Origin of the sequence: Variovorax sp. RTB1 (assembly GCF_035018765.1) — a bacterium.
Classification (GTDB): domain Bacteria; phylum Pseudomonadota; class Gammaproteobacteria; order Burkholderiales; family Burkholderiaceae_C; genus Variovorax.
In genome coordinates, this window is the sequence record NZ_JASJXG010000001.1 from 106,551 (window position 1) to 121,920 (window position 15,370).

The window sequence follows — 15,370 nt, forward strand, 5'->3', positions numbered from 1 at the left end:
TCATGTCCACGAACACGGCACAGCCGCCGAGGACCGGCGACGGGGCGGTGCGCGACCTGATCGTGGTGCGCGGGGTCTCGAAAGCGTTCGGATCCACCGCGGCACTTCGCGATGTCAGCCTGGTCGGCCGCTCGGCTTCCATCCATGCCATCACCGGCGAGAACGGGGCGGGCAAGTCGACCCTGATGAAACTGCTGGCTGGCGTGCACCGGCCCGATGCGGGGGAGCTCGTGGTCGACGGCCAGTCGCTGCGGTTGAACAGCCCGACCGCTGCGCGCCACGCCGGCATCTCCACCGTCTTCCAGGAGCTGACCGTGTTGCCCAACCTCACGGTCGGCGAGAACCTGATGCTGGGGCGGGAGCCGACGTATTTCGGCATGCTCGACCGCTCCCGCATGCTGCGTGAAGCGCGCGATGTCTTGCGCCGCATCGGCATCGACCTCGAACCGGATCGTCTCTGCGGCAGTCTCACCGTCGGCGAGCAGCAGCTGGTCGAGGTCGCCAAGGGCGTGTCGACCGACGCCAAGGTCTTCATATTCGACGAGCCTACGGCTGCGCTGAACCGGGCCGAGGTCGACAAGCTCGAAGCCCTGCTCACCGACCTGAAGGCGCAGGGGAAACTGGTTTTCTACATCAGCCATCGGCTCGACGAGATCTTCCGACTCTGCGACACCGTGACCGTCCTGAAGGACGGACAACTCGTCGTCACCGAACCCACCGCTGCGCTGACGTCCGAGCGGCTCATCACGTTGATGGTCGGGCGTCCGCTGCAGGCGTTGTTCCCGCCGCATGACGGCAGCGATTCAGGTGCACTCGCGCTCGATGTCCGGTCGCTCAAGCCGCGCGCCGGTGGGCCGGTTGCGCGCTTCGCACTGCGGCATGGTGAGATCGTCGGCTTGGGCGGGCTGGAGGGCCAGGGCCAGCGCGAGATCGTGCGCTCGCTGGCTGGCGTGATGCTCCCGGCGCACAGCGATGTCTGGAGAAGTCGGGCGGGCGAACAGCCGGTGCGCTTCGACCCGCGCGACGGCGTCGTACGCGTCGTGGAAAAGGGCATCGGCCTGATTCCGGAAGACCGAAAACTGGAGGGCCTGTATCTGGAGCTGCCGATCATCGACAACGTCTGGTTGGGTGGGCTGCGCGGCATGGGGTTGATGCGCAAGGCGCCGCGCGATCGCTCGGTCGTGACACGCATCGCCGAGCGCATGCAACTGCGTGCACGCGACCTCGCTCAAGAGGTGGGTGCGCTGTCGGGCGGCAACCAGCAAAAGGTGATGCTCGGACGCTGGCTCGCGGCCGGCGTCGACACCCTGTTGGTCGAGCAGCCGACCCGTGGCGTCGACGTGGGTGCGAAGGCCGAGATCTACGCTCTGCTGCGCGAGTTCGTCCAGCAGGGCGGCGCGGTGCTCGCGGTATCGAGCGACCTGCTCGAACTGATCGGCCTGTGCGACCGGATTCTCATGGTGCGCGCCGGCGAGATCGTCGGCGACGTCCAGGCAGAAGCGGCCACCGAAGAATCGCTGTTGGCGCTCGCGCTTTCCGGTGCGTGCGAGGCGGTCGCATGAGCAAGACGCGCTCCGGCCTCAGCCGCTACACGATCGGCCTGCCGATCCTGCTGTTTATCGTCCTGGCAGTGGCGGTGCCAAATTTCACTGAGACCCGCAACCTGGCCAACATCAGTGCGCAAATCACGGCGCTGCTGATCGTCACGCTGGGGCAGCTCGTGGTGGCGCTCATCGCCGGAATCGATCTGTCGGTTGGCTCGGTGATGAGCCTGGCGAGCTGCATCGTCGCGACGCATGCCGATCCGGTCTGGGGCATCACTCTGGCGTTGGCACTCGGCGTGATCGTGGGCCTCGTCAACGGCATCGGCGTGGCATTCGCCAACATCCACCCGCTGGTGATGACGCTCAGCTCGATGACGTTTTTGCAGGGCCTTGCCTACCTGATCCTCCCGATCCCTGGCGGCCAGGTCGCAGCCGGCCTGGGCGTGCTTGCGAACGGTAGCCTGTGGGGTATTCCTCAATCCCTGTTCTGGTGTGCGCTGTTCACCGCGCTGGTGGCGTGGCTGCTGCATCGTTCGCGACTGGGCCTGCACATCTTCGCCGTGGGCGCCAATGCCCGCAGCGCCAATCTCAACGGGGTGCGGACCCAGGGTGTGGTGGTCGCGGCTTACGTCATCTGCAGCCTGCTCGCCGTGGTCGCGGGCGTGTACCTGGCCGCGCGTGTCGCGTCGGGTGACCCGAGCATGGGCGCCTCTTTCAGCCTGGAGTCGGTGACCGCCATCGCGCTCGGCGGCGTTCAGCTCACGGGCGGCGTCGGCAGCATCGTCGGTGTCGTCACCGGGGCGCTCAGTCTCGGCTTGATCACCAACGGCATCAACCTCTTCGGCATCTCGCCGTTCCTGCGCGGCGCGATCACTGGCGTTCTGTTGCTGGCGGCTGTGTGTTCGCAGCGTCGCACGGCGGTAGGCCTGTGAGCACGCCCGCCGATTCCCTTGCGGGCTTGACGGCGCCGCGCCGTATCGCATCGCGATGGCGCGCCATCGCTGCAGCGATCGTCGCCGTGCCGCCGGCCTATCCTGGCACCGTGATCCTGCTGCTGCTGGCGGCATTCATGCGGCCCCAATTGCTGTCGCTCACGCTGCTCCCGCTGATCGTGCGTCAGGCCGCGCCGCTCGGCCTTGCCGTGATCGGGCAATCGCTGGTGATGCGGTCGCGGTCGATCGACCTGAGCTCCGGCGGCGTGATCGTCGCTGTGTCGTACATCCTTACCAGTGGCTTTTTTCAGGTGCCGGATGCCGTCGCGATGGCGATGTGCGTGGTGCTGGGATTGGGGGTCGGAACAATTAACGGGATCTTGATCGTCCGTGCGAGGGCGTCGTCGATGATCGTGACGCTGTCCGTCGCGATGATCCTGCTCGGCGTGGTGATCGCGTTGTCGCAGTTTCGTGCACCGGGCGAAGCCCCGGAGTCCCTGCGGGCGCTGGCACGAATGCGATTGAGCGGCTTGCCGGTGCCGGTGCTCGTTTGGTTGGCCCTCCTTGTTCCAGCGGCGCTGTTTCTCCGGACGACTGTGTTCGGGCGCTACCTGGACGCCGTCGGCGCCAATCCGCAGGCCGCGGCGCTGTCAGGAATTCCGTACCTGCGCGTGATCTTCGTGGGGCATGTCGCCTCTGCCCTGATCTCGGTGCTGTGCGGCTTCATCCTCGTCGGATTCGTCGGCTTCGGAAGCGTCACGCTCGGGCAGGAACTGGCGCTGAATTCACTCGCCGCGGCGATCCTCGGTGGCGTGAACTTCGGCAATGGCAAAGGCGGCATGGTGGGCCCGGCGGTGGCCGCTTTCATGCTCACCTTCCTGTTCAACTTTCTGACCAGTCTCGGCCTGGGCGAGCCTGGTCGACTGATGTTGCAGGGCGCCATCATTGCGGGCGCCGCGCTGATCTACAGCATCGGAAAACGTTGACCCGGCCTCGACCCGCTTTTTCTTCACCAAAGGCAAACCATGACAGACGAAACCATCCTGGCCGGTGCCGAACCCTTCTTCTTCAAGGGCAACGACATCGGGGTGCTGCTGTGCCACGGCTTCACCGGCACCACGCAAAGCATGCACTATCTCGGCGAGCAGTTGCACGGTGCCGGCTACACCGTCATCGGTCCTCGCCTCAAAGGCCACGGCGTATCGCCGCAGGCGATGGCCAAAACGACGGCGGGTGACTGGATCGATTCGGTCGACGAGGCACTGGTCGAGTTGCGCAAGACGTGCTCGCAGATCTTTATGGCGGGGCTCTCGATGGGCGGCACGCTGACGCTCTACACCGCTGCGAAGCACGCCGATGTCATCAAAGGGGCGATCCCGATCAACGCGGTGGTGCACATCGGCAAAGCCGAGATGGCCGGGGTGGCGTTCGACCGCTCGATGCCCGAGATGCTTCCGGGCATCGGCTCGGATGTGAAGGACCCGAAGGTCACGGAGCTCGCGTACAAGGAGGTGCCGGTGACGGCCTTCAGTCAGGTCTATGCGCTGGCGGCGGTCACGCAAGACCTGCTGCCGCTCATTAAATGTCCGACGCTGGTCATCCAGTCACGCGAGGACCATGTCGTCAATCCGGCCAACGGTCCGCGCATCGTCGGCGGAGTGGGTTCCGGGCGCGCCGAATTGCTGTGGCTGGAAGACTCGTATCACGTCGCCACCATCGACAACGACAAGGACCTGATCGCGCGCGAGACCATTGCCTTCATCCGGTCGATCGCGGGCGACTGACAGGGCCGGTGCGGCTTGCAGCGCGGGTTCGTGAGCAAGATATGAATGCAGGTTTAAACCCGATGGCGTCGATCGAAGCGGCCAGCCCCAAAGACGCCATGCGCCGCGTCTTCGACGTGCAGCGCGCCGCCTTCGCCGCCGACATGGCGCCGTCGTACGCGATGCGGCTCGACCGGCTCGACCGCCTGTTCGCCATGACCGAGCGCATCGCGCCAGCCCTCGAAAGCGCCGCCTCTGCCGACTTCGGCCATCGGCCGGTGCAGGTCACGCGACTGGCCGACGTGATGATGGTGCTGTCCGCCATCAAGCACGCGCGCCGCCATCTCAAATCGTGGATGAAAGTCCACCGCGCGCCGACGGCGATGGCGTTCTGGCCGGGCGCCAACCGCATCGTTGCGCAACCGCTCGGCGTCGTCGGGGTGGTGAGTCCGTGGAACTACCCGTATCAGCTGGCGATGGGACCGGCAATCGCCGCATTGGCAGCCGGCAACCGCGTGATGATCAAGCCATCGGAATTGACGCCGCGCACCTCCGAGCTGATGCGGCAGGCTGTCGCCGAGACCTTCGCGCCCGACGAGATGACCGTCGTCACCGGCGACGCCGACATCGGCAGCGCATTCGTCGCGATGCCGTTCGATCATCTGCTCTTCACCGGCTCCACTGCGGTGGGCCGCCACGTCGCGCTGGCGGCCGCGGCCAACCTCACGCCGGTCACGCTCGAACTCGGCGGCAAGTCGCCGGCGTTGTTGAGCCCCGACGTCGACATGACGTACGCCGCCGCGCGGCTGGTCATGGGCAAGTTGTTCAACGCCGGCCAGACCTGCATCGCGCCCGATTACGTGGCGGTGCATCGACCGGCGATCGACGCGTTCGTGGACGCGATGCGCCTCGCAGTGCCGCTGCAATACCCGACCATCGCCGGCAACGCCGACTACACCGGCATCGTCAGCGAGCGTCACTTCACGCGGCTGCAGGCGCTGGTCGACGATGCGCTTTTGCGCGGCGCTCGCGTGGTGCCGCTGCATCCGGAAGGCCTCGTCGCGCACGCCGACACACGCACCTTTCCGCCAATGCTCATCCTCGGCGCGACCGACGACATGCGGGTCATGCAGGAAGAAATCTTCGGCCCGTTACTCCCCGTGCTGGCCTACGACGCGCTCGACGATGCCATCGGCTACGTCAACCGGCACGAGCGTCCGTTGGCCCTCTACTGGTTTGGCGCCGACAAGGCCGACCGCGACAAGGTGCTGGCTCGCACCATCTCGGGCGGCGTTACGGTCAACGATTGCATGTGGCACTTTGGGCAAGAAGATTTGCCCTTCGGCGGCGTGGGCGCCAGCGGCATGGGGGCGTACCACGGCGAGTACGGCTTTCGCACGTTCAGCATGAACAAGCCCGTGTTCTTTCAGTCGCCGCTGTCGGGCACGCGGCTGCTGTTCCCGCCTTACGGAAAGACATTCGAACGGATGACGCGGCTGCTCAAGATCATCACCTGAGCTTGGCCGGCGAGGCGCGCTGCGCGGCAGCCAGGCAGGGTGACAGCGCTATAGCCAGTTGCCGCCGCTCGGCATCTGGATCGTCGTTTCCGGCGTGCCGCTGTCGACCAGCGAGCCGACCGCGATGCTCAGGATCGAGACGAAGATGCTGGCGAAAAAGGCGGTCCAGAAGCCCGACACCTTGAAGCCGCGCACCAGCGCCGACACCAGCAACACCATCAGCGCGTTGATCACGAGCAGAAAAAGCCCGAAGGTCAGCAGCGTGAGCGGCAAGGTCAGCACGATGAGCAATGGCTTGACCAGCGCGTTGGCCAGGCCGAGCAGCAGGGCGGAGACGACGAGCGCCGAAGTGCTTTCGAACTTCAGGCCCCGAAAAATCAGGCTGGCGACCCAAAGCGAGAGCGCCGTGATGGCCCATTGAACGAGAAAAGGCATCAGGTTTTGCATCGATCGATCATAGGGCGATCAGCCGGTGTGCCACCGTTCAGCGCGCGTCGTGAAAGATCAGCCCCATCGTCTCGCGCCGACCCGATCGCACGCGGCTGACGCCGTGCCGCATCGCCACCCGATAGATGCCGCGCGTCCCCGTCACCGGCCGTTGGTTGACCGCAAAGATCACCGCTTCCCCTTGCGCCAGCGGCACGACCTCGGCGCGCGACTGCATGCGCGGTCGTTGCTCGGTCAGGACGAACTCGCCGCCGCTGAAGCTTTGCGGTGCACTCAGCAACACGGTGAGTTGCAGCGGAAATTGCAGGTCGCCGTACAGATCCTGGTGCAGACAGTTGTAGTCGCCGGCGTCGTAGCGCAGCAGCAGCGGCGTCGGGCGAAGTTGACCGGCGGCATGACACCGTGCGAGGTAGCTGGCGTGGTCGGGCGGATAGTCGGCCGGCAGCTTCATCGCGCTCGCCCAGGCATTGGCGAGCGGCGCGAGGCGCGTGTACATCGCGCTGCGCAACCCGACGATGGCCTCCGGCAGCGGGTTGTCGAAGTACTGGTACTCACCCTGGCCGAAGCCGTAGCGCTGCATGACGACGCGGCTGCGAAACAGCGCGGGGCGGTCGTACAGGGCGGTGAGCGCGTTGCATTCGGCGGCGGTTAGCAAGGGGCCGGTGGCGGCGCAGCCGCGTGCGGCGAGATCGTCGAACAGGCGTGGCCAGTCGAGCCGGTCCAGGCGGTCCGTGGGGGTTTGAGTCATGGGTCGGAGCAGAAAAAGCAGCAGCGTGTGCCGCAGGGAAAGCGGAAAGGGCGGGGTGGCTTTGGTCGATTGCGCAGTCTGCTGCTGCTCGCTGCAAGGTGCACGCCGTTTCCGGACCCGTGTTTGCAGAATAATCGGGGCCGGCAGCAACAAGGAGACAGCATGGGCGCGCAGTGGAAAGCAAAACACAAGGACCTGGCGGCCAACGCCCGAGGTCGGGTCTTCGGCAAATTGGCGAAGGACATCATGATCGCGGCGCGCGGCGGTGCCGACCCGGCCTCGAACGCCCGGCTGCGGCTGGTGGTCGAGCAGGCACGCAAGGTGTCGATGCCCAAGGAAACGCTCGACCGCGCCATCAAGAAGGGCGCCGGCCTGACCGGCGAGGCGGTGCACTTCGATCACGTGATCTACGAAGGCTTTGCGCCGCATCTCGTGCCGTTGATGGTCGAGTGCCTGACCGACAACGTGAACCGCACCGCATCTGAAATGCGCGTGCTGTTTCGCAAGGGCCAGCTCGGATCGTCGGGCTCGGTGGCGTGGGATTTCGACCACGTCGGCATGATCGAGGCCGAGCCTTCGACCAAGGATGCAGACCCGGAAGTGGCCGCCATCGAAGCCGGCGCGCAAGACATGGAACCGGGCGCGGAAGACGGCACGACGATGTTCCTGACCGATCCGGCCGACCTCGATCTGGTGAGCCGTGCGTTGCCGGCGCAAGGCTTTTCGGTGCTGTCGGCCAAGCTCGGCTACAAGGCCAAGAACCCGGTCGACCCCGCCACGTTGAGCGCCGAGCATCTGGAAGAGGTCGAAGCGTTTCTGGCGGCGATCGATGCCAACGACGATGTGCAGAACGTGTTCGCGGGCTTGGCGGGCTAGACCTACAAAGCAGGAACGGCGCGCTGTCCGATTGCCATGTGGCACGGCGGGCGTCAGCATCTTCGCCAGTGCACGTATACCGCGCAACGTAACCCGAACCCAAAGGACATTGCATGGCATCCCCTTCCGACAATTCTCCCGTCTGGTTCATCACCGGCTGCTCCACCGGCTTCGGCCATGAACTCGCCTCGCTCGTGCTCGCGCGCGGTGGACGCGCAGTGGTCACCGCACGCGACAAGGCAAGGCTGGCTCCCTTGATCGAAGGCGCTGGCGATCGCGCACTGGCACTCGATCTCGATGTGACCGATGCGGCGCAGATCGCATCGGCTGTCGCGGCCGCCGAGTCGAAGTTCGGCCGCATCGACGTACTGGTCAACAACGCGGGCTATGGCTATCAATCGTCGGTGGAAGAAGGCGACGAGTCCGAGATCCGCGCGCAGTTCGATGCCAACGTGTTCGGTCTCTTCGCGATGACGCGCGCGGTGCTGCCCGGCATGCGGGCACGGCGCAAGGGCCATGTGCTCAATGTCACCTCGGTGGCAGGCTTCCTCGGCTTTCCGGGCTCCGGCTACTACGCGGCGAGCAAGCACGCGGTCGAAGGTTTCTCGGATGCGCTGGCATTCGAAGGCGAGCCGCTGGGCATCAAGGTGACCTGTGTGGCACCGGGTCCGTTTCGCACCGACTGGGCCGGTCGCTCCCTGAAGCAGACGCCCAACCGCATCTCCGACTACGCCGAGACCGCTGGCGCACGCATGAACACGACCGCGACCAAGACCGGCACGCAGCCGGGCGATCCGGCACGCGCCGCGGCCGCGATGATCCACATCACCGAGATCGACAATCCGCCGCGGCATCTGGTGCTCGGCGCCATCGGTTTCGAGAACGTGACCAAGACGTTGAAGAAGAGCCTGGCGGAAATAGAGCAGTGGAAAGAAACCAGCGTGGGCACCGACTTTCCGAAGTCTTGATGGCGGTTTGACGACAACGCGATCGATGGTTCGTCGATGACTTGAACAAGCAGCCGACCGGCCTGTTATTTTCTCGCCATGCGTCAATACTGGCTGATGAAATCCGAGCCCGACGAGTGCTCGATCGACGATGCGCTCGCCGCGCCCGTTGCCACCGTGTCATGGACCGGTGTGCGCAACTATCAGGCGCGCAACTTCATGCGCGACGCGATGCAGGTCGGCGACGGCGTGCTGTTCTATCACTCGAGTTGCGCCCAGCCCGGCGTTGTTGGCATCGCGCGCGTCGCCTCCGGCACGCGGCCTGACCCGACGCAATTCGATGTGGCATCGCCGTATTTCGACGCGGCCTCGAAGCCCGACGACCCGCGCTGGCTGCTGCTGGATGTGCAGGCGTTGCGCAAGACGCGGGTGCTCGGCTTGCCGGAGCTTCGTGCGGCGCCCTCGCTGGCCGAGATGGTGGTGCTGCGCAGGGGTAACCGGCTGTCGATCACACCTGTGACGACGGCGGAGTGGGCGTTGATCGATGGGACATTGCTTTCGCGATGAGTGCACGTACGCTCTTAGCCTCTTTGCTGTTCGTCACTTGCAATCCATTGGCGGTAGAGAGTGGCGCTCAACCGAAGGTCGACGCCGTCTGCACCGGTGATACCCGCGATGCCGTAAAGAAGGTCAGGAACACCGTAGCCCGCATCCTCAAGAAGCCGCCAGCGCAAATCGATGCGTCGAAATTACTCGTCGAACAAGGCGCCGATGAGTTGGACATCATGGAAGTCGTGCTCGATATCGAAGAAGAGTTCAAGGTTCGAATACCGGACAGTGCCATCGGCAGCACGCCGCACCAGATCGGCAAGGTGCTGACGGTCGAGAAGCTGGTGCAGGTCGTGTCGGGGCTTCCAAGGAAGTAGCGGATAGCGGGCAGCGGAAGCTGCGCAGCGAGCACATCACTCCGGCTGCGCCTGGCCCACCAGCCACTTCCCGAACGACTTCAACAGCGGCCGTTCGTCGCCGCGGTCCGGCATGACCAGGTAGTAGTTGCGTTCCCCGGACAGCGGCCGGGCACACGCAACGACTAGGTCGCCACGACGCAGCTCATCTTCGACCAGCATGGTCGGCATCAGCGCGACACCGAGGCCGTGCGTGGCAGCCCCGGCGAGGATCGAGAACAGCTCGTAGCGCGGGCCACCGCGCGCACTGGGCGCTTCGATTTGATGCGCATCGAACCACTGACGCCAACCGTCGGGCCGCGTGCTGAGTTGCAGCAGCGGCAGCCTGGCGATCGCGGCGGGCGTCACGGCCGTGCCGCGCGGCAGCAGGCGCGGGCTGCAGACCGGCACCACGTCTTCGTGCATCAGCAACAGCGCGCGCGTGCCGGCCCAGTTGGCGACCTGGGTCGGCGTGCCGGCATACAAGGCAGCGTCGAACTCCGTGTCTGCGAATAAAAAAGGCCGCGTGCGAGTTTCGATGTGCACGACCACGTCGGGCTGCAGCCGCGCGAAGTCGGGCAGGCGCGGCACGAGCCAGCGCGTGGCAAAGGTCGGCACTGCGGCCAGCGCCAGGGAGCCGCCCTCGCCCTGGTGCGCCATGGCGTCGAGCGTGTCGCGCTCCATGGCTTCGAGGCGCTTGGTGATCTGGCGTGCGTAGGCAGCACCGCTGGCGGTCAGCGCCACCCCGTGCCGCGTGCGGCGAAAGAGTGCGACGCCGACAAAGGCTTCGAGCGTGGCGATCTGGCGCGAGACCGCGCTTTGCGTCAACGCCAGCTCTTGTGCGGCGCGCGTGTAGCTTTCGTGGCGCGCTGCGGCGTCGAAGCAGACCAGTGTTTGAAGGGGCGGAATCTTGCGGCGCATTCAGGGCTTTCGGCGGTTCATGTATTCCATCGACGCATATCTGACTGAGTATTGCTCGTTTGCGCCAGGCTGCGTGCGTCGCTACGATCAGCCTATTCCCCTCACCTCATTTCCGGAGACAGCCTCATGGCCGCCAAAGCGCAATTTCACTGGGACGACCCGTTTTTGCTCGACCAGCAACTTACCGAAGACGAACGCATGGTGCGTGACGCGGCCAATGCCTACTGCCAGGAACGCCTGCTGCCGCGTGTGGTCGAAGGCTTTCGCTCGGGCGAGACCGACCCGGCGATCTTTCGCGAAATGGGCGCACTGGGCTTGCTTGGTCCGACGATCCCTGAAGAGTACGGCGGCCCCGGCCTCAACTACGTCTGCTATGGCCTGATTGCGCGTGAAGTCGAGCGCGTCGACTCGGGCTACCGCTCGATGGCCAGCGTGCAAAGCTCGCTCGTCATGGTGCCGATCTACGAATTCGGCACTGAGGCGCAAAAGCAGAAGTACCTGCCCAAGCTGGCCACCGGGGAATGGATCGGCTGCTTCGGCCTGACCGAACCCGACCACGGCTCCGACCCCAGCAGCATGGTCACGCGCGCCAAGAAGGTGCCGGGCGGTTATTCGATCAGCGGCGCCAAAATGTGGATCAGCAATTCGCCGATCGCCGATGTCTTCGTGGTGTGGGCCAAAGAGGTGAGCGAGAGCGGCACGGTCGGGCCGATTCGCGGCTTCGTGCTTGAAAAGGGCATGAAGGGTTTGAGCGCTCCCGCCATCCACAGCAAGGTCGGCCTGCGTGCCAGCATCACCGGCGAGATCGTGATGGACGGCGTGTTCTGCCCTGAAGAAAACGCCTTTCCAGAAGTGCAGGGGCTGAAGGGCCCATTCACCTGCTTGAACAGCGCACGCTACGGTATCTCCTGGGGCGCGCTCGGTGCGGCCGAAGACTGCATGCACCGCGCGCGCCAGTACGTGCTGGACCGCAAGCAGTTCGGTCGCCCGCTCGCCGCCAACCAATTGATCCAGAAAAAGCTGGCTGACATGCAGACCGAAATCGCGCTCGGCCTGCAAGGCTGCCTGCGCTTGGGCCGCATGAAGGACGAAGGCACGGCCTCGGTCGAGATCACCTCGATCCTGAAGCGCAACTCGTGTGGCAAGGCACTCGACATCGCCCGCCTGGCGCGCGACATGATGGGCGGCAACGGCATCAGCGACGAGTACGGCGTCGCGCGGCACCTGGTCAATCTCGAAGTGGTGAACACTTACGAAGGCACGCACGACATTCATGCGCTGATCCTCGGCCGCGCGATCACCGGCATTGCTGCTTTCGCGAACTGATCCGACCAGACTTCATTGGGTAGACATGGCGCAAGCAGCCCTCGACGGCATCAAGGTTCTCGATCTTTCGCGCGTGCTCGCGGGCCCGTGGTGCACGCAGATCCTGGCCGACCTGGGGGCTGACGTCGTCAAGATCGAGCGGCCCGGCGTCGGCGACGACACACGCACCTGGGGCCCGCCATTCCTGAAAGACGCGGAAGGCAACACGACCAACCAGTCGACCTACTACACCGCGTGCAACCGCAACAAGCGGTCGGTCACCATCGACATGACGACGGCCGAAGGCCAGGCGCTGTTGAAGCGCATGGCGGCGCAGAGCGACATCCTGGTGGAGAACTTCAAGACAGGTGGCCTCGCGCGGTACGGGCTCGACCAGGAGAGCCTGCGTGCCGCCAATCCACGGCTCATCTACTGCAGCGTGACCGGCTTCGGTCACGATGGCCCGTATGCCACGCGCGCCGGCTACGACCTGATGATCCAGGCGACCAGCGGCATGATGAGCATCACCGGTCGGCCTGACGAAGTGCCCGGCGGTGGACCATTGCGCGTAGGCGTGGCGCTCACCGACCTGTTCACCGGCGTCTATGCCAGCACCGCCATCCTCGCCGCGCTTGAGGTGCGGCACCGTACCGGCGAAGGCCAGCACATCGACATGGCGCTGCTCGATGTCGGCATGGCGATCCTGGCGAACCAGGCGAGTGCGTTCCTGAACACCGGCGTGGCGCCGCATCGACAGGGCAACAGCCATCCGAGCCTGGCGCCGTACCAGGACTTTCATACGCAAGACGGCTCGATGCTGCTGGCGATCGGCAACAACGGCCAGTTCGCGCGCTTCTGCGAGGCCGCCGGCCATGCCGAGTGGGCCAGCGATCCGCGCTACGCCACCAACACGTTGCGCGTGAGACACCGCGAGGTGTTGATCCCCGACATGGAAGCCGTCACGCGCACGCGGACCACCGCCGCGTGGATCGCGCTGCTAGAAGACAAGGCCGTGCCCTGCGGCCCGATCAACGACATCGCGCAAGCCTTCGACGACGAGCAGGTGAAGTCGCGTGGCCTCGCCGTGACGATGCAGCGCGATGCCGGCGACGGCATCGAAAGCATCGTGGGCGTCGCGAGCCCATTGCGCCTGCAGGCCACGCCACCGGTGTTGCGTCATGCGCCGCCCGCGCTAGGTCAGCACACCGACGAGGTGCTGGCCGAACTCGGCATGGGCGCGGCGCAGATCGCGGCACTGCGAACGGCGGGCGTGCTCTGACGCTGCACCGGCGCTCGAGCGAAGAGCGTGCAGAGCGCGCAGCGGCCGTGCCTGCGCCTGATACGCTGACGCCGGCCGATCGCTACGCCGAGCTCTTTGCGGCGGTGCAGGGCGCGCGCGTCTTCGCCGACAGCAAGACTTTCGTCGATTGCGCGCCGCGCATCGATCCTGCAGCGATCCTCGCGGCGTACCGCGCGCAACGCGACCGGGCGGACTTCGATCTGCCGGCTTTCGTCGATGCGCATTTCGAGATGCTGCAGCCGACCCCCAGCGATTACGTGTCGGTGCCGGGCCAGCCCATCGCCGATCACATCGACGACCTGTGGCGCGTACTGACGCGGGAGCCGCTCGACCATCCGCCGCGCGGCTCGTTGCTGCAGGTGCCGCACGCCTACGTGGTCCCGGGCGGCCGCTTCGGCGAGCTGTACTACTGGGATTCGTACTTCACGATGCTGGGCTTGTCGGCGAGCGGCAAGGCCGGGTTGCTGCACGACATGGTCGGCAACTTCGCGCACCTGATCGACACCTATGGCCATGTGCCGAACGGCACGCGCACCTATTACCTGACGCGGTCGCAGCCACCGTTGTTCGCCTTCATGGTCGAGTTGGCGGAACAACTCGACGATGTCGACGGCATTGATTTTTTACGGCAGTTGAAGCGTGAGCACGCGTGGTGGATGAGCGGCAGCGACGCGCTCGAATCGGATCGGACAAGCCAAACTGGCGCGGCGAACCGCCGTGTCGTGCGCTTGCCCGATGGCGCATTACTGAACCGCTATTGGGACGAGCGCGACACGCCGCGCGAAGAAGCCTGGCTCGAAGACGTCACCACCGCCAAGGCCGCGGAAGCGCAGGGGCGCGACGCTTCGGAGGTGTATCGGCACCTGCGCGCGGCGGCCGAATCCGGTTGGGACTTCAGTTCGCGCTGGCTGACCGAGCCGTTGCAGTGCGATGCGGATGCGGCCGTGAAGGGCGGCGCGGCCGACGCCGCATCGCTGGCGGGCATCTGCACCACCGACATCGTGCCGGTCGATCTCAACGCCCTTTTGTACAAGCTCGAATCGGTGATCGCGACCGTGTCTGCACGCGCCGGCGATGCGGTCGGCGCAAGCGACTTCGCGCATCGCGCTTCCGTGCGCAAGGCGGCCGTCGTGAAGTGGCTTTGGGACGATGCGCAGGGCGCGTTCTTCGATCACGACTGGCGGCTCGGCCGTCGCCGCAGTTGCCTGACGGCTGCCGGCATCTCGACGCTGTTCGCCGGCCTCGCCGATCCGGCGCAAGTCGAAGCGATGGCGGCAACCGTTTCGCGCAGCCTGCTGGCCCCCGGCGGCCTGTCGACCACCGCATGCACCAGTGACCAGCAGTGGGACCAACCCAATGGATGGGCCGCGCTCCAGTGGATGGCGATCCAGGGCTTCGCACACTACGGCGAGATGGCACTGGCACGCACCATCGCGCACCGCTGGCTGGCCACCGTGGCCGCGGTGTACGAGCGCGAAGGCAAGCTGGTCGAAAAGTACACGCTGCGCCAGCAAGAACACGACGCATCGGCTGGCGGCGGTGGTGGCGAGTACCCGTTGCAGGACGGCTTCGGCTGGACCAACGGCGTCACGCGGGCGTTGCTGGCAGCGCATCCGGCGCACACCGCCAACGACTGCGTCTCGAACGCACCGGTGCCGAAGCACCGTTAGCCCGCGACCGGAAAGCGGTCTTGCCCACGCGTGGTGTGGGCGACAAATCGCGGCATCCAGGCGTTGGCACGGCCTGGAACGAAGATTGCAGTAAAGGAAGTAATCGACACTTTTGTCGGTATTTTCCCCTGACCCGCAGGCATCGCCGATCCCATGAAAGCCCTCGACCAACTCATTCGCGACGTGCCGCCCGGACGCACGATCGTCGTGCGTGCGCAGGCGCTCGGCTTGAGCGAGGGCGCGTTCGTCAGGTTCGTGAACGAAATCAAGGAAGACGAAGGCATCGACGATTTCGATCTGGTTCAGCTGCACCGTTTGGGCGACAGCGGATGGCAGTCGCTCGACCTGCTGGCCGCGGGTGGCGCTAGCGGCGCAGTCGACGCGGTCTCGCTGCGCCGACGCAAGGCCTAGACGCGGTCGGGCGACTGAGGTCGCCGGGGGGGTCGTCAGGGGATA

Annotated in this window: 16 protein-coding genes; 13 read left to right on the forward strand and 3 right to left on the reverse strand. The window is 65.6% G+C overall.

From position 1 onward, the window contains the following. Nucleotides 1–2 precede the first annotated feature (2 nt). Genes QN397_RS00520 through QN397_RS00540 form a run of 5 tightly spaced genes read left to right on the forward strand, consistent with a single transcriptional unit; the run spans nucleotide 3 to nucleotide 5,756 of the window. Nucleotides 3–1,562 (forward strand): sugar ABC transporter ATP-binding protein, encoded by a 1,560-nt coding sequence (locus QN397_RS00520; protein WP_323499758.1) that lies wholly within the window; start codon nucleotides 3–5, stop codon nucleotides 1,560–1,562. After that, nucleotides 1,559–2,476: an ABC transporter permease gene (locus tag QN397_RS00525; RefSeq protein ID WP_323496851.1), complete on the forward strand. Its 918-nt coding sequence runs from the start codon at nucleotides 1,559–1,561 to the stop codon at nucleotides 2,474–2,476. The genes QN397_RS00520 and QN397_RS00525 overlap by 4 nt, the downstream gene beginning before the upstream one ends. Beyond that, entirely contained in the window at nucleotides 2,473–3,462 is a 990-nt protein-coding gene (locus tag QN397_RS00530; protein WP_323496852.1) for an ABC transporter permease, read from the forward strand. Before QN397_RS00525 ends, QN397_RS00530 begins: the two co-directional genes overlap by 4 nt. A gap of 39 nt (nucleotides 3,463–3,501) precedes the next feature. Continuing rightward, nucleotides 3,502–4,260: an alpha/beta hydrolase gene (locus tag QN397_RS00535; protein WP_323496853.1), complete on the forward strand. Its 759-nt coding sequence runs from the start codon at nucleotides 3,502–3,504 to the stop codon at nucleotides 4,258–4,260. A 41-nt stretch (nucleotides 4,261–4,301) separates the two neighbouring features. After that, on the forward strand, nucleotides 4,302–5,756 hold the full coding sequence (locus tag QN397_RS00540; RefSeq protein ID WP_416352294.1) for a coniferyl aldehyde dehydrogenase: 1,455 nt from the start codon (nucleotides 4,302–4,304) through the stop codon (nucleotides 5,754–5,756). A gap of 48 nt (nucleotides 5,757–5,804) precedes the next feature. Here the strand turns inward: QN397_RS00540 and QN397_RS00545 are convergent, their stop codons facing one another. Both QN397_RS00545 and QN397_RS00550 read right to left on the reverse strand, forming a co-directional pair. Beyond that, nucleotides 5,805–6,203, reverse strand: a complete 399-nt coding sequence (locus QN397_RS00545) for a phage holin family protein (protein WP_323499759.1) — start codon at nucleotides 6,201–6,203, stop codon at nucleotides 5,805–5,807. A gap of 37 nt (nucleotides 6,204–6,240) precedes the next feature. Next, on the reverse strand, nucleotides 6,241–6,951 hold the full coding sequence (locus tag QN397_RS00550) for a 2OG-Fe(II) oxygenase (RefSeq protein ID WP_323499760.1): 711 nt from the start codon (nucleotides 6,949–6,951) through the stop codon (nucleotides 6,241–6,243). Nucleotides 6,952–7,113: 162 nt separating this feature from the next. On the opposite strand from QN397_RS00550, the gene QN397_RS00555 reads away from it, so the two are divergent. The 4 genes from QN397_RS00555 (at nucleotide 7,114) to QN397_RS00570 (ending at nucleotide 9,700) form a co-directional block, all read left to right on the forward strand. Then, nucleotides 7,114–7,827: a YebC/PmpR family DNA-binding transcriptional regulator gene (locus tag QN397_RS00555; protein ID WP_323496856.1), complete on the forward strand. Its 714-nt coding sequence runs from the start codon at nucleotides 7,114–7,116 to the stop codon at nucleotides 7,825–7,827. Between the two features lie 113 nt (nucleotides 7,828–7,940). Continuing rightward, the gene (locus QN397_RS00560) at nucleotides 7,941–8,795 is read left to right on the forward strand and encodes an oxidoreductase (protein ID WP_323499761.1); all 855 of its coding nucleotides are present in this window, start codon (nucleotides 7,941–7,943) and stop codon (nucleotides 8,793–8,795) included. Between the two features lie 78 nt (nucleotides 8,796–8,873). Beyond that, entirely contained in the window at nucleotides 8,874–9,341 is a 468-nt protein-coding gene (locus QN397_RS00565; RefSeq protein ID WP_323499762.1) for an EVE domain-containing protein, read from the forward strand. Beyond that, nucleotides 9,338–9,700, forward strand: a complete 363-nt coding sequence (locus QN397_RS00570) for an acyl carrier protein (protein WP_323499763.1) — start codon at nucleotides 9,338–9,340, stop codon at nucleotides 9,698–9,700. Before QN397_RS00565 ends, QN397_RS00570 begins: the two co-directional genes overlap by 4 nt. Nucleotides 9,701–9,736: 36 nt before the next feature. Here QN397_RS00570 and QN397_RS00575 read toward each other — a convergent pair whose 3' ends face one another. Further along, entirely contained in the window at nucleotides 9,737–10,639 is a 903-nt protein-coding gene (locus QN397_RS00575) for a LysR substrate-binding domain-containing protein (RefSeq protein ID WP_323499764.1), read from the reverse strand. Between the two features lie 126 nt (nucleotides 10,640–10,765). Between QN397_RS00575 and QN397_RS00580 the strand changes: the two genes are divergently transcribed. The 4 genes from QN397_RS00580 (at nucleotide 10,766) to QN397_RS00595 (ending at nucleotide 15,325) form a co-directional block, all read left to right on the forward strand. Then, a complete protein-coding gene (locus QN397_RS00580) occupies nucleotides 10,766–11,965 on the forward strand; it encodes an acyl-CoA dehydrogenase (protein ID WP_323496861.1) in 1,200 nt (399 codons plus the stop codon). A gap of 25 nt (nucleotides 11,966–11,990) precedes the next feature. Beyond that, a complete protein-coding gene (locus tag QN397_RS00585; RefSeq protein WP_323499765.1) occupies nucleotides 11,991–13,223 on the forward strand; it encodes a CaiB/BaiF CoA-transferase family protein in 1,233 nt (410 codons plus the stop codon). Between the two features lie 2 nt (nucleotides 13,224–13,225). Further along, nucleotides 13,226–14,914 carry an alpha,alpha-trehalase TreF gene (treF, locus tag QN397_RS00590; RefSeq protein WP_323499886.1) on the forward strand — a complete coding sequence of 563 codons (1,689 nt, stop codon included), beginning with the start codon at nucleotides 13,226–13,228 and terminating at the stop codon, nucleotides 14,912–14,914. Between the two features lie 153 nt (nucleotides 14,915–15,067). Then, nucleotides 15,068–15,325, forward strand: coding sequence for a hypothetical protein (locus tag QN397_RS00595; protein WP_323496863.1), 258 nt, complete (start codon nucleotides 15,068–15,070; stop codon nucleotides 15,323–15,325). Nucleotides 15,326–15,370: the final 45 nt, after the last annotated feature.